We start from the raw sequence: 13633 nt of genomic DNA, 5'->3' as shown, positions 1-13633 counted from the left end.
ATCCAACAACAACCAAGATAAGGAAATCACCATGCCAAGAACCACCAAGCTTGCCACCCTGCTCGGTCTGCTGCTGTCGGCCCATGTTGTGGCCGATGAGCGCGAACAAGCCTATTTCAAACAAACCTATCAGGAGCACTACGAGCAGATGACGGCGCGCCTCGCCGCGCTGCACCAGAGTGCGGCTGACGAGCAGAACGTGATCATCAAGGATGGCAAGCGCCACCTTGCCATCAACGGCCTGCTCTACCCGCTGACAGCGGATAACCACATCCTGTTCGATCTGCCCAAACCCCACTTTTTCGACGAAACAGCCATTCGTAACGTCTTTGATTTCTTCGATGAGGAGTGGGAGCTGACCTGGTACGACGGTGGGGTCGTAGCGGTCAACAAACGCTTTGGCAACTATGACTACGGCAACGGCTGTCTGCTGGAGTACTTCCCCCACGGCCAGATCCAGAATGGCGAACGCACCCGGGTGGTGATGGAGACCAGCTCCTGCAGCGTCAACTCGTTTGCCACCTCGCTGCAATATCTGGACAAAGGCGAGGAGCTGACGGCCGACCAGCTGGGGCTGGACGCCAGCCTGATTACGGCGGTCGAGCGCTATCAGGATCGGCTCTATGTCAGCCAGAACGGCAATCCGGGCCATGTGGCCATTGTCGATATCCCGAGCCGCCAGCAGATTGGCGAGATCCGCGGCACCGCAACCGGCAGTGCCACGGCCTACAACCAGGTCAGCGAACTGTTTGTCCGCAACAACCTGCTCTACGTGGTCTCGCGCTACTCGCACCGGGTCGATATCTTCGATCTGGCCGACGAGCATCGCCATGTCACCACCCTGGGAACCGGTCGGGATTCCGGCAGCAACAGCCTGCACCGCGCCCAGGCCGTCTTTGCCAATCAGGATTACGTGCTGGTGGCCGATGCGCTGAGCGAGATCAAGGTCTACCGCCAGCAGGATGTGACGCCGGAGAACAGTCTCAAGACCCCCATCGCCGGTCGGCTCGCCTTTGAAGGAAAATACAGCCACCGTCTGGTGCAACTCCATCAGGTGGGTGACTATCTCCTGGCCCACACCGCCGGCAAAAACTACTACATCTATGACCTGCGCAAACTGGCTGATGCCATCGCCAGCAACATCCCGCTGGCGCCTGAGCAGGTGATCGCCGACAGCAATCTGCAAAAAATCGACATGGATGGCGATCGGCTGGTGGTGAACTTCAAGGACCGCATCGAGTGGCATGATGCCGATACCCTGATCGCCAACGACTTTCAGTTCAAGAACCCGACCTTTACTGTCCGGGAGATCAACCAGCAGCCCGTGGCGGCGCTGAAAGATCTCCAGCTGGCGGGCTCGGCGCTTGTCACCGCCAACGAACGCGGCCTGGGTTTCAACCAGCTGCTGAGCAAGGAGATCAGCTTCACGGCCGACGAGCAGTTGCCGGCTCGCCCGCTGATCTTCGATCAGCTGATGCCGGCCGCAGTCAGCTACATACTGCGCAATGACGAACCCTACGAGGTGCTGATCGATCGCGCCCAGCGTTCGGTCAACATCAATTCGCTGGTCAAGACCGAGCTGCTTGATAACGACACGGTGCGCATTACCAACTATGCCGCCAGAGAGCTGCATGACATCAATATCGAGTCACGCCTGAACGGTATCAACAAGTGGCTGATCCTGGGCCAGCTCGATCGCCTGCCCGCCCATGCCCAAATCACCCTGCCACTGAGCGCCTTTGGCGAGCAGGGACGCTTCAACAGCGCCAGCCGCGACGGAGTGTTTGATCTCAACAACCTGCTCGACAACAGCATCAATCTGCCTGCCCAGTTCGAGCACAGGTTCAGCTCCAACTCGGATCCGTTTGCCCAGAAGCTGGCACGCCTCAAGCCAAGCTGGAACGTGCGCTTCGCCACCAACACCAGCGGCTCCTGGCGCCCCATCAATGCCCTCTACGCCCGCGAGTGGCTGATCATCGCCACCAACCTGGCCTACATGGTCTCGACCGAGGAGTTCAAACACGTCTGGTACAACTTCAAGGCGGTGAACGGCTACGAGATGTTCGGCAATGGCGGCAACAGCTATGTGCCGAACGGGATCTTTACGGCCGCCGATTATGACTACTACTACCACAGCCTGATGAAGCGCCCCTACCTCAACCTGGGGATCACCGCCATGGGGGGCGGGCTGGGGAGTGGTGGCATCACCGGGGTCGATACCTTTAACTTTGTCAGCCACTACTACGGCAGTTGGGGCATCATTGCCCACGAATTTGGCCACGGCTTCGATGGGAAGTCCTACAGCCATGAGAGCGCGTTTGCCCGTGGCAGCCACGGCTGGCATCCCCTGATGACGGGTATGGCCAACTACCATATCCGCAAGGGCGACCTGCCCTATCTGGACGATGATCTCAACGGTTTCCACAAGCCGGAAAACGACATCTATCGCTACAACTCGGTCAGCCAGGGGGCTCGCAAGCACCGCGCTGACAGCCACATGTACTATACCGACCACTACTTCATGCAATTCTCCACCATGCCGCAAGGCTGGGTAGCCAACGGCAGCGATTTCAGTGCCGGGCAGCTGGCGGCCCTGACCAATCAGGAGCGATTGCTGATGGGCTGGATCCCCAAGGAGTCGGAGAAAGGCAATCTCTGCCGGTTCACCTTCCAGGATGGCGAGCAGTACTACGGCTACGTCGAACAGCAGGCTGAGGGTCTGCTCTGTGATGCCGGATCCCTGATCCGTTATCGTCAGCCCGATGGCCAGTTTGTGCCGCTGGTCTCGGCCATCAACCAGTTTGACTGGCTGTCACTCCACCACAAGGGCAAGCTGGATCAGCCAGTGCTGCACCAGAATGGACGCCAGCTCTGCTACAAGAATGTGGCGGGCTTTTACGGTATCGGCTTCGTTAATGACAACAAACAGTGCACCCAGTTGCCCAACGTCTATCAGACCAATGGCAAGCACTGGCTGACCAGCTCCGGCTGGACCGGTCTCACCTACCTGAGCGGAGACTTCATTCTGCCCACTACCGGTAGCAACAGTGACTTCACCGTCACCGATCTGGCGGCCGAATATCTCATCGTCAACGGCGCGCTCGACTTCAGTCTGACGCTGACCACCGCCAACCCGGTGACCATCACCGCGACCCTGTTGCAGGATGGCAATCCGGTCGCCACCGGCAGCGCCCTGATCGATGGTCAGGGTTCCCTGCAGCTGGCACAGTCTGGCCTAGCGGCCGGCAGTTACGAGCTGTTGCTGGCGGGCATGGCTGAGGGGAGCAAGCAGGGCTTCGAGCGCCGCTTCACCCTGGCATTGGTGGAACAGGCTCCGGGTGGTGACAGTGACGGTGGTAACGGCAGCTACCCGGCCTATGTTGCGGGCACCGCTTATCAGAGTGGCGAACGGGTCAGCAATGCCGGTGGCGACTACGAGTGCAAACCCTGGCCCTACAGCGGCTGGTGTGGCGGCTCGACCAGCCACTATGCGCCGGGTACCGGCACTGCCTGGAGCGATGCCTGGATAAAGCTGTAATCAGCTATCAGTAACGAAAGAGGGGAGCCATCGGCTCCCCTCTTTTCTATCCGTTACACGCTCGGATACATCAGCTTAGCGGGCATCTTCCTTCAGCCACTGCGCCACGCGCTTGGCGAAGTAGGTGAGGATGCCATCGGCACCGGCCCGCTTGAAGCAGAGCAGGGACTCCATGATGGTCTCCTTCTCTTTCAGCCAGCCATTCTGGATCGCCGCCATGTGCATGGCGTACTCGCCGCTCACCTGATAGGCGAAAGTCGGCACGCCGAACTGATCCTTCACCTGACGAACCACGTCCAGATAGGGCATGCCTGGCTTGACCATCACGCTGTCGGCCCCTTCCTGAATATCCAGCGCCACTTCGTGCAGGGCTTCGTTACTGTTGGCCGGATCCATCTGATAGGTGGCCTTGTTGCTCTTGCCGAGGTTGCCGGCAGAGCCAACCGCATCACGGAACGGGCCGTAGTAGCAGGAAGCGTACTTGGCGGAGTAGGCCATGATCTGGGTGTTGATGAAGCCGTTCTCCTCCAGCGCCGCGCGGATGGCGCCGATGCGGCCATCCATCATGTCGGACGGCGCGACTATATCGACTCCGGCCTCGGCGTGGGAGAGCGCCTGCTTGATCAGGATCTCGGTGGTGATGTCGTTCAGCACATAGCCTTCGTCATCGATAATGCCGTCCTGCCCGTGGGTGGTGAACGGATCGAGCGCCACGTCGGTGATCACCCCGAGCTCCGGGAAGCGGGCCTTGAGGGCACGCACGGTGCGCTGGGCCAGTCCGTTCGGGTTGTATGCCTCCTCCGCCATCAGGCTCTTGCTCTCCAGCGGAGTGACCGGGAACAGGGCGATGGCAGGTACGCCCAGCTCCACCAGCTCGGCTGCCTCTTCCAACAGCAGATCGATGGAGAGACGCTCCACCCCCGGCATGGAGGGAACGGCTTCCCGACGGTTCTCCCCCTCCAGCACGAACACCGGATAGATGAGATCGTTGACGGTCAGTACGTTCTCGCGCACCAGACGACGGCTGAAATCATGTTTGCGCAGACGGCGCAGGCGGCGGCCCGGAAAGGCGCCCGGAAGAGTTGTAGCCATGAATCACTCCTGGAGAGGAAGTTGGAAGAACGCGGCGGAGGTGGCCCGGGTATGGGCCAGCAAGGCCTCGGGCGCTTCACCACGACAGGCCGCCACCACCTGGGCGATGTGCGGCAAAAAAGCAGGTTCGTTGCGTTTCGGGCGCGGTTTCAGATCTCGCGGCACCAGATAGGGGGCATCGGTCTCGATCATCAGCCGACCGGCCGGAATACGCGCTACCTGTTCGCGCAGCAGCTGACCACGGCGCTCATCGCAGAGCCAGCCGGTCACCCCGATATGCAGCCCCAGCGCCAGACACTCGTCCAGCTCCTCATCGGAACCGGTGAAGCAGTGCAGCACGGCACCCGGCAGTCTGGGCAACCAGGGACGAAGGATCTCGATGAAACGGGCGTGCGCATCACGACAGTGGAGAAACACCGGCATCCCGAGCTCGGCAGCCAGTGCCAGCTGGCCGTCGAATACCGCATCCTGCACCGGACGGGGGGAGAAGTCGCGGTTGTAGTCGAGACCGCACTCACCGATGGCGACCACCTGCGGCAAGGCTGCCAGCTCGCGCAAGGTGGGCAGGGTCGCCGCAACGACACTCTTGGCGTCGTGGGGATGGACCCCGGCGGTGGAGAAGCAGTAGCCCGGCCAGCGGGCGGCCAACTCGGCGCTCTCGCGGCTACCAGCCAGATCGGTACCGGTGAGGATCAGCGCGTCCACTCCGGCGGCGCGGGCACGGGCCACCAGCTCAGGCTGTTCACCGACGAACTGGCTGCTGGTCAGGTTTAAACCGATATCGATCATGGGATGAGACGTTCCGAACAAAAGGAATACATATCAGGTATTTGAAAACCATCTACCGAATGGGGTCTTACCATACGCCTCGAACGGGAGCATGAAAAGAGGAAGGGAGCCTCAGCTCCCCTCGTTCTGCTATTCCTGCGGACGTCGTCATCCTCTCGCCGTCCGGCAAACAGGTGACGAACAGAGCCTCAGCTCTCCCCATCCGGTTGTTCCTGTTGCTCTTCATCCTCTTTCTTCACGTAGAAGCGGGCGAAGAACAGACCTATCTCCCACAGCGCCCACATCGGGATGGCGAGCAGGGTCTGGGAGAAGACATCAGGCGGCGTCAGCAGCATGCCGACCACAAACACCCCGACGATAACGTAGGGACGTTTCTCCTTCAGGTTTTGCGGTGTGGTCACGCCAGTCCAGCAGAGCAGTATGGTGGCCACCGGAATTTCGAACGCCACCCCGAACGCGAAAAACAGGGTCAGTACGAAGTCCAGATAGCTGGCGATGTCGGTCGCCACTGTCACCCCGGCGGGTGCGGTACTGGTGAAGAAACCGAACACCAGCGGGAACACCACGTAGTAGGCGAACGCCATGCCCGCATAGAACAGCAGGGCACTGGAGACCACCAGCGGCATGATGAGGCGCCGTTCGTGCTGGTACAGGCCGGGGGCGATAAAGGCCCAGGCCTGATAGAGCAGATAGGGGATCGCCACGAAGAAGGAGACCACCAGGGTCAGCTTGATCGGCGTCAGGAAGGGGGTCGCCACATCCGTCGCTATCATGCTGGTCCCTTCCGGCAGCTGGCTGAGCAGCGGCTGGGCCACGAAGTCGTAGATGTTGTTGGAGAAGTAGATCAGCGCCAGAAACACCACGAGGATGGCGGTAATGGAGCGCAGCAAACGGGTTCTCAGCTCAACCAGATGGCTGATCAGGGGTTGTTCGGCCTGACTCATGGCTTCACCTCCCCTTTTACTGCGGAATCGCTGACCGGCACCGGCTCACTCTCCCGCTGGCTATTGACCGGAGGCACGTCGTGGCTCAGCTGCACCGCAGGCTCAACCGGCGTGGCAGGCTCAGCCTGGGCGACCGGCTCGGGGCGCGGCGGACGGATCTCGTTCTCAACCTGATAGGGGCGATTGACCGACTGGGCCGCCGCTTTGAGCTGTTCGATGGACTCCTGCAGCTCGGGGCTCAGGTTGCTCATCTGCAACTGTTCGGCCTTCTTGAGGTCGTTGTGCAGCTCTTGCAACTTGAGCTCCTGCTCCAGCTCGGACTTGACCGAGTTCGCGGTCGAACGAATGAGGCGGATCCAGTGGGTAGCCGTGCGGATAGCAACCGGCAGCCGCTCGGGCCCCAGTACCACCAGTGCTACCACACCGATAACGACCAGCTCCCAAAAACCGATATCGAACATGGCTTAGGCCTGGTCTTTGTCTTTCTGCTTGGCGGTCTCACTGCTCTGAGTGGCCGCTTCGTTCAGCTGTTTCGGGGGAAACTCGGCATCTTTCTGCTCGGCCTTGGCATCAGCCGGCTCGTCGGAGAGGGCTTTCTTGAACCCTTTGACCGCCGCGCCTAGATCACCGCCAATGCCTCGCAGTTTCTTGGTACCGAACAGCAGCACGACGATGACTGCAATGATCAACAATTGCCAAATACTGATACCACCCATGATTTTCTCTCCAGAACAGGCGCCTGACGGCGCGGTTGTTGATTAATGGGAACGGGTTCGCAACCAGCCGACCAGCCAGCAGAGGGCTGCACCGGCGAGACTGGCTTGTCCCCACTCAATGTGTTGTTTTTGGGTCAGCAAGAATACACCCGCCAATAGCAGGCTGGCTCCAACCCCTAAGAGGTAGCGGGCCTGCCCCTGCCGACGGCTGTGACGGCGGAACTCGGCAAACATCTGGTCGAAATGACGCTGCTGATGACGGGTCTGACGCAAAGTCTCATATACCAGCTCCGGCAGCTCCGGCAGCTTCTCCGCCCAGAATGGCGCCTTCTCCTTGATGGCGTTCAATACCGACTTGGGCCCGACCTGTTCGTGCATCCAGTTTTCGAGGAACGGCTTGGCGGTCTGCCACAAATCGAGCTGCGGGTAGAGCTGACGCCCCAACCCTTCCACATAGAGCAGGGTCTTTTGCAGCAGCACCAGTTGCGGCTGCACCGTCATATGGAAGCGACGCGCGGTGTTGAACAGGTTGAGCAGCACGTGACCGAACGAGATCTCGGAGAGCGGCTTCTCGAAGATAGGCTCCAGCACGGTGCGGATGGCGAACTCGAACTCGTCCACCTTGGTGTCTGCCGGTACCCAGCCCGACTCCACGTGCAGCTCCGCCACCCGACGATAGTCTCGGTTGAAGAAGGCGAGGAAGTTCTCCGCCAGATAGCGTTTGTCTTCCCGATTGAGGGTACCGACGATGCCGCAGTCGATGCCGATCCAGAGCGGGTTTTCCGGATGTTCGTAAGAGACGAAGATGTTGCCCGGGTGCATATCGGCGTGGAAGAAGCTGTCGCGGAACACCTGGGTGAAGAAGACCTCCACCCCGCGCTCGGCCAGCAGCTTCATATTGGTGCCGTTGGCTTCCAGCGCCGGTATATCGGAGACCGGAATACCGTAGATGCGCTCCATCACCAGCACCTGCTCGCGGCAGAGGTCGGTGATGATTTCAGGCACATAGAGCGCCTCGGAGCCGGTGAAATTGCGGCGTAGCTGGATGGCGTTGGCCGCTTCGCGCATCAAATTCAGCTCGTCGAGGATGGTCTTGCGATACTCCTCCACCACCTCGATGGGGCGCAGTCGCGCACTCTGGGGCACGAAGCGGGCCACCAGACGGGCCAGCGCCTGCATCAACCGCAGGTCAGCCTCGATAACCGGCTCGATGTCGGGACGGATCACCTTGATGACGATCTCGCGGCCACTCTCCTTCAGGCGGGCGGTATGCACCTGCGCGATGGAGGCCGACGCCAGCGGCGTCTCGTCGAAGTCGTCAAACAGGGTTTCGATGGGACAACCCAAGCTCAGCTCGATCTGCTGGCGCGCCGCCTGACCACAGAAGGGGGGCACTCTGTCCTGCAACAGGGCCAGCTCTTCGGCGATATCCGGCGGCAGCAGGTCGCGGCGGGTCGAGAGCATCTGGCCAAACTTGATGAAGATGGGGCCAAGGGCCTCGAAGGCGAGGCGGATGCGGGCACCGCGGCTGAGATCCGGTTGTTTGTTCTTGAGCCAGAACAGGGAGCGACGGGCCAGACGACCCGGCCAGGGTTGATAGCGGGCGGGCACCAGTTCGTCGATGCCCTGCTCCAGCAGGATGGTGATGATGCGATAGAGGCGTTTGAACTCCTTCGGGGTCATCAGGTCACCTGCTGTTCGAAGCGGGCCAGCCGCAGTTCGACGGCCTTGAGCTGCTGGGCCAGCACCTCGACGTCATCGTTGAAACTCGCCACCTCCAGCGGGCCGGGGGCGAGGCGGGCCTCTTCGGTCAGATATTCCGCCAGCTGGCTGCGGGTGCGGCACAGCTCGCGACCGACCAGGCGACACGCCTGACGGGCACCGCTGAACAGGGTGTGGGCCAGCACATCGCCGGTATAGCGCGACAGCTCCTCTTCCCAGTCGATATCCAGCTCACCCAATAGCACGCTGAATGCCTGTACCAGCTGGGGATCACCGCTCAGATCCAGCTTCTCCTCGCGGATATAGCGGGTCAGGGCGGACGGGTCTTTCAGCAGACCGAGGGCGGTCAGCGACAGGCTGAGCACCGCATCGGCCTCCCCTTCATGCTGGGCCAGCACATCCAGCCGACGCTCGGAGAAGACAAACCAGAGTGGCTTGAGTTCACGCAGCTCCAGCTTGAGCACCTTGCCCACCAGTTTGCGCAGCCGCTCCGGGCTCTGTTTGTCCAGCGCCAGCAACTGGTTGAGGCTGGTTTCGATCACCGCGGTGACCATGGCATCCATCGGCATAGGCAACCTTAAAACTTGTAACCGCGGTGCAGGGCGACCACACCCTGGGTCAGATTGAAGTATTCCACCTGCTCGAAACCGACATTTTCCATCATGCCAGCCAGGGTCTGCTGATCCGGGTGCATGCGGATGGACTCTGCCAGATATTTGTAGCTTTCACTGTCGTTCGCGACGATTTCGCCCATTTTCGGCAGCAGTTTGAAGGAGTAGAGGTCATAGAGCTTGGCGATCACTTCGCTGACCGGCTTGGAGAACTCCAGCACCAGCAGACGGCCACCCGGCTTGAGCACCCGGAACATGGAGGCGAGCGCCTTGTCCTTGTCGGTGACGTTGCGCAGGCCGAAGCCGATGGTGATGACGTCGAAGTGGTTATCGGGGAAAGGGAGCGCCTCGGCATTGGCCTGCACGTAGGAGACGTTGTTGGCGACCCCCAGATTGCGCAGCTTGTCGCGGCCCACTTTCAGCATGGAGTCGTTGATATCCGCCAGCACCACCTGACCGGTCTCGCCGACGATGCGGGAGAACTTGGCTGTCAAGTCACCGGTACCACCGGCCAGATCCAGCACCTTCTGGCCCTTGCGCACACCGGAACAGTCGATGGTGAAGCGCTTCCACAGGCGGTGGATGCCGAACGACATCAGATCGTTCATCAGATCATACTTGGCTGCCACCGAATGGAAGACACCTGCTACCAGAGTTTCCTTCTCGGTCGCGGCCACGGTTTTAAAGCCAAAATGCGTTGTCGTTGCTTGTTCTGACATCCCTTAAACACCCATAGAGCAAAGAATGGCCGCCAGTTTACCAGAGCCACTGGCGTCCGGACACCTTAAACCCGGCTCGCAACCAACTGCATGCCCAGCACCACCATGGCCAGACAGAGGAAGAGATTGAGACCGATATTGAGCAGCGCTTTCAGATAGGCCCCATGTTGAGCCAGCACCACCGTATCGAGGGCAAAGGAAGAGAAAGTCGTCAGGGCTCCGAGGATCCCCACCATCAGCAGCGGCTTCATCGGGTGTTCTACCACATGACCATGACTGATGAGGGCGAACGCCACCCCCATGATGAAAGAGCCCACCACGTTGACCACCAGAGTCCCGTAAGGAAAGTGGCGCCCCAGCAGCAAGGCCATCAGTTCGGCAATCCCAAAACGAAGGCAGGCGCCGATGGCGCCCCCTGCAGCAACATAGAACCAGGTTTGCATGGTGTCACTCCCTCAGGGTCAGGCCGCCATTATGTCGCAATGGCGGCCCTTGTGCCCAGAGGCGGAACTAATCGACATCCAGCCTGATTGAAATCTCAGCGGCGAAAATCGATGGGCTCTGGCTCACCCAGCACGATCTCGGTCTGGGCCGGGCGGGTCTGGGCAATCACCTTGCCGTGGCGGATCGAGTAACGCACCGGCACCTGACGGCGCACCGCATCGAAGCCGTTGTCGGCAGGCAGGATCAACAGGTTGGCCGGTTTGCCCACCTCTATGCCATAACGATCCTGCACGTTCAGGGTGCGGGCGCTGTGGCTGCTGATCAGCTTCAGACCGTCGTTGATCTGCTCGTAGCCCATGATCTGGCAGACATGCAGCCCCATGTGCAGCACCTGCAACATGTTGGCGGTGCCCATGGGGTACCAGGGATCGAACACGTCGTCGTGACCGAAGCAGACGTTGATGTTCGCCTCCAGCATCTCCTTCACCCGGGTAATGCCGCGGCGTTTGGGATAGGTATCGAACCGCCCCTGCAGGTGAATGTTCACCAGCGGATTGGCCACGAAGTTGATGTCCGCCATCTTCAGCAGCCGGAACAGGCGGGAAGCATAAGCGCCGTTGTAGGAGTGCATGGCGGTGGTGTGGCTGGCGGTGACTCTATGACCGATACCCCGCTCGTAGGCCAGGGTCGCCAGCGTCTCGATGAAACGGGACTGCTCGTCATCGATCTCGTCGCAGTGCACATCGACCAGAACCTGATACTTCTCCGCAAGATCGAAGATGTAGTGCAGACTTTCGACCCCATATTCCCGGGTAAACTCGAAGTGGGGGATCGCGCCAATCACGTCAGCCCCCAGCTTGAGCGCCTCCTCCAGCAGTGCCTTGCCGTTGGGGTAGGAGAGGATCCCCTCCTGCGGGAAGGCGACGATCTGCAGCTCGACCCACTCCTTCATCTCCTCCCGCACCTCCAGCATCGCCTTGAGCGCCACCAGATTGGGGTCGGAGACATCGACATGAGTACGCACAAACTGGATGCCGTTGGCGATCTGCCACTTCAGCGTCTGGATGGCACGCTGTTTCACATCCTCATGGGTCAGCAGCGCCTTGCGCTCGGCCCAGCGCTCGATCCCCTCGAACAGAGTGCCGGAGAGATTCCAGCTCGGCTCGCCCGCCGTCTGGGTGGTATCGAGGTGAATGTGGGGTTCGATAAAGGGGGCAATCGCCAGACCGCCCTCCCCGTCCAGCACCCGACCGGCGACGGCATGTTCGTCATGGGGTTCGATGGCGGTGATGACCCCATCCTGACAGCGGATCTGCCAAAACCCTTCCCGATCGGCCAAACGAATATGTTGAATCAGCATTTGTTAGCTTCCTGTACCAGAACCGGCCGCTGGGTGAGGCGAACCAGAATGAAATAGGTGAAGGCGGCGCCCAATACCGCGTTGAGTGGCACTATGCCCGGCAACCACTTGCCGACAGCCACCCCGACTGCCGTGGCGACCAGCGCCTGCCAGCGCACCGTCTCGAACTGCTGATCGGCAAATTGACGGTAACGCTCACGATTGAGCAGGAAATCCATGATGATAATGCCACCGATCGGCGGAATTGCCGTACTCAAAAAGGCCAGCCAGCCGACAAAGTTGTTGTAAAGCCAGAGGGCGCAAGCCGTACCGATGAGGCCGTTGATCACGCTGAGGGGCTTGCTCTTGAGACCGGTAATATTGGCAAAACCGAGGCCGGAGGCGTAGAGCGCGTTGTCGTTGGTGGTCCAGATATTGAGACCCAGCACCAGAATGGCGGGGATCAACAGCCCCTGCATCAGCATCACTTCCGAGATATCGGCCTGCACCGTTACCGCCGCACCAGCTGCACCGAAGACGAACATTAGCGTGTTGCCCAAAAAAAACGCCACCATGGTAATCATGACGGCGCCCCAGGGTTTGCGACCAAAGCGGACAAAGTCGGCGGTCAGGGTTCCTGCACTGATAAAGGAACCGACCACCATGGTCAACGCCGTGGTGAACTCGATGGGATTGCTTGGTTGTACCTGCTGCAGTGCAGCCATGCCACCGGTCGAGGTCACCGCCAGCCAGACCGAGTAGCCACCGAGCAGGGCGATAGCCGGCACGGCCACAAAGCTCAGCACCATCAGGGCGGAGATGCCGAAGTAGACGGTCACCGTCATCAACATGCCCGAAATGGCGATCAGCCAGTTCACATCTATGCCGGTCGCCTTCTGCACCGGCAGGGCAAACATCGCCACGCCAACGCCAAACCAGCCGACCTGAGTACCGCCGAGCAGCAGGGATGGCAGCCAGGAACCTTTCACCCCAAAGGAGTAACGAGCCAGCAGATGGGTAGAGAGGCCGGTTGAGGCACCGATATAACCGAGACAAGCGGTGTAGATACCCAGCAACAGGTTGCCAATCAGTACCGCCTTGATGAAGTCATCGAATACCAGCCCGGTACCAAGCGCACCACCGGTCCACATGCTGGCAGAGAAGAAGGTCAGGCCGAGCATCACCAGCATCAGCGAAAGCCCCCCCTTTGCGCCCTTTGGCGGGTACCGCCCCCAAACAGTATTCGTTATCCTGCGCCATGCTCTCTCTCCACGTAATAGGCAAAACGCGCCGGACTTTACATGTAAAACGTTTTACGTCAATCAATCATGGTTAAATCTCTGGATAAAACCATCAATAGCAGTCAAATGAGTAACACATTAGGACTCAAACCAGCAGATAAACAGTGTCGACTGCAAGCAGAGGGGGTTGCGGGAATGGGAATGTAAGGGGATATCACAAAAATGACAGATGCAAAAAAGCCTCCCTTTTCAGGGAGGCTTTCTATTTAATGGTGCTGATACCCAGAATCGAACTGGGGACCTCATCCTTACCAAGGATGCGCTCTACCGACTGAGCCATATCAGCACACTAACCGGTAAAGACCACGCTGGGCGTAATCTTGAAATTGGGTGCCTGGCAGTGTCCTACTCTCGCATGGCGAATGCCACACTACCATCGGCGCTACCGCGTTTCACTTCTGAGTTCGGCATGGGATCA

12 protein-coding genes and 1 tRNA gene are annotated in these 13633 nt (G+C 59.9%); 1 reads left to right on the top strand and 12 read right to left on the bottom strand.

Annotated elements, in window-relative coordinates:
* The first annotated feature begins 31 nt into the window (after positions 1–31).
* The gene (locus tag AB5Z09_RS15565; RefSeq protein ID WP_368195677.1) at positions 32–3538 is read left to right on the top strand and encodes a hypothetical protein; all 3507 of its coding nucleotides are present in this window, start codon (positions 32–34) and stop codon (positions 3536–3538) included.
* A 75-nt stretch (positions 3539–3613) separates the two neighbouring features.
* Here the strand turns inward: AB5Z09_RS15565 and hemB are convergent, their stop codons facing one another.
* The 12 genes from hemB to AB5Z09_RS15505 all read right to left on the bottom strand — a co-directional run bounded on the left by hemB (position 3614) and on the right by AB5Z09_RS15505 (position 13501).
* Complete coding sequence (gene hemB, locus AB5Z09_RS15560; protein WP_005357271.1) at positions 3614–4630, bottom strand: porphobilinogen synthase; 1017 nt, start codon at positions 4628–4630, stop codon at positions 3614–3616.
* A 3-nt stretch (positions 4631–4633) separates the two neighbouring features.
* Complete coding sequence (locus AB5Z09_RS15555; RefSeq protein ID WP_368195676.1) at positions 4634–5419, bottom strand: TatD family hydrolase; 786 nt, start codon at positions 5417–5419, stop codon at positions 4634–4636.
* A 188-nt stretch (positions 5420–5607) separates the two neighbouring features.
* Positions 5608–6363 carry a twin-arginine translocase subunit TatC gene (gene tatC / locus AB5Z09_RS15550; RefSeq protein ID WP_058058793.1) on the bottom strand — a complete coding sequence of 252 codons (756 nt, stop codon included), beginning with the start codon at positions 6361–6363 and terminating at the stop codon, positions 5608–5610.
* Entirely contained in the window at positions 6360–6824 is a 465-nt protein-coding gene (tatB, locus tag AB5Z09_RS15545; protein ID WP_005342398.1) for a Sec-independent protein translocase protein TatB, read from the bottom strand. The genes tatC and tatB overlap by 4 nt, the downstream gene beginning before the upstream one ends.
* Positions 6825–6827: 3 nt before the next feature.
* Entirely contained in the window at positions 6828–7079 is a 252-nt protein-coding gene (gene tatA, locus AB5Z09_RS15540) for a Sec-independent protein translocase subunit TatA (protein WP_005339385.1), read from the bottom strand.
* Between the two features lie 42 nt (positions 7080–7121).
* Positions 7122–8762 (bottom strand): ubiquinone biosynthesis regulatory protein kinase UbiB, encoded by a 1641-nt coding sequence (gene ubiB, locus AB5Z09_RS15535; protein WP_005339383.1) that lies wholly within the window; start codon positions 8760–8762, stop codon positions 7122–7124.
* Positions 8762–9370 (bottom strand): SCP2 domain-containing protein, encoded by a 609-nt coding sequence (locus tag AB5Z09_RS15530; RefSeq protein WP_236399679.1) that lies wholly within the window; start codon positions 9368–9370, stop codon positions 8762–8764. Before AB5Z09_RS15530 ends, ubiB begins: the two co-directional genes overlap by 1 nt.
* Before the next feature lie 8 nt (positions 9371–9378).
* A complete protein-coding gene (gene ubiE / locus AB5Z09_RS15525; RefSeq protein ID WP_005342396.1) occupies positions 9379–10131 on the bottom strand; it encodes a bifunctional demethylmenaquinone methyltransferase/2-methoxy-6-polyprenyl-1,4-benzoquinol methylase UbiE in 753 nt (250 codons plus the stop codon).
* Positions 10132–10196: 65 nt separating this feature from the next.
* A complete protein-coding gene (gene crcB, locus AB5Z09_RS15520; RefSeq protein ID WP_005339378.1) occupies positions 10197–10574 on the bottom strand; it encodes a fluoride efflux transporter CrcB in 378 nt (125 codons plus the stop codon).
* A 95-nt stretch (positions 10575–10669) separates the two neighbouring features.
* Positions 10670–11935: a cytosine deaminase gene (locus tag AB5Z09_RS15515; protein ID WP_307895848.1), complete on the bottom strand. Its 1266-nt coding sequence runs from the start codon at positions 11933–11935 to the stop codon at positions 10670–10672.
* Complete coding sequence (gene codB / locus AB5Z09_RS15510; protein WP_368195675.1) at positions 11929–13104, bottom strand: cytosine permease; 1176 nt, start codon at positions 13102–13104, stop codon at positions 11929–11931. The genes AB5Z09_RS15515 and codB overlap by 7 nt, the downstream gene beginning before the upstream one ends.
* A 321-nt stretch (positions 13105–13425) precedes the next feature.
* Positions 13426–13501: transfer RNA gene (locus AB5Z09_RS15505), tRNA-Thr, on the bottom strand.
* Positions 13502–13633 lie beyond the last annotated feature (132 nt).

Source organism: Aeromonas sp. R2-2 (assembly GCF_040908355.1).
In the GTDB taxonomy this organism is placed as follows: domain Bacteria; phylum Pseudomonadota; class Gammaproteobacteria; order Enterobacterales; family Aeromonadaceae; genus Aeromonas; species Aeromonas veronii.
This window is presented reverse-complemented; position numbering and strand designations above follow the sequence as displayed.

Bases quoted from the DNA above. Each gene is read 5' to 3' on its own strand.
- AB5Z09_RS15565 (WP_368195677.1), top strand. From the start codon at position 32: ATGCCAAGAACCACCAAGCTTGCCACCCTGCTCGGTCTGCTGCTGTCG.
- hemB (WP_005357271.1), bottom strand. From the start codon at position 4,630: ATGGCTACAACTCTTCCGGGCGCCTTTCCGGGCCGCCGCCTGCGCCGT.
- AB5Z09_RS15555 (WP_368195676.1), bottom strand. From the start codon at position 5,419: ATGATCGATATCGGTTTAAACCTGACCAGCAGCCAGTTCGTCGGTGAA.
- tatC (WP_058058793.1), bottom strand. From the start codon at position 6,363: ATGAGTCAGGCCGAACAACCCCTGATCAGCCATCTGGTTGAGCTGAGA.
- tatB (WP_005342398.1), bottom strand. From the start codon at position 6,824: ATGTTCGATATCGGTTTTTGGGAGCTGGTCGTTATCGGTGTGGTAGCA.
- tatA (WP_005339385.1), bottom strand. From the start codon at position 7,079: ATGGGTGGTATCAGTATTTGGCAATTGTTGATCATTGCAGTCATCGTC.
- ubiB (WP_005339383.1), bottom strand. From the start codon at position 8,762: ATGACCCCGAAGGAGTTCAAACGCCTCTATCGCATCATCACCATCCTG.
- AB5Z09_RS15530 (WP_236399679.1), bottom strand. From the start codon at position 9,370: ATGCCGATGGATGCCATGGTCACCGCGGTGATCGAAACCAGCCTCAAC.
- ubiE (WP_005342396.1), bottom strand. From the start codon at position 10,131: ATGTCAGAACAAGCAACGACAACGCATTTTGGCTTTAAAACCGTGGCC.
- crcB (WP_005339378.1), bottom strand. From the start codon at position 10,574: ATGCAAACCTGGTTCTATGTTGCTGCAGGGGGCGCCATCGGCGCCTGC.
- AB5Z09_RS15515 (WP_307895848.1), bottom strand. From the start codon at position 11,935: ATGCTGATTCAACATATTCGTTTGGCCGATCGGGAAGGGTTTTGGCAG.
- codB (WP_368195675.1), bottom strand. From the start codon at position 13,104: ATGCTGGTGATGCTCGGCCTGACCTTCTTCTCTGCCAGCATGTGGACC.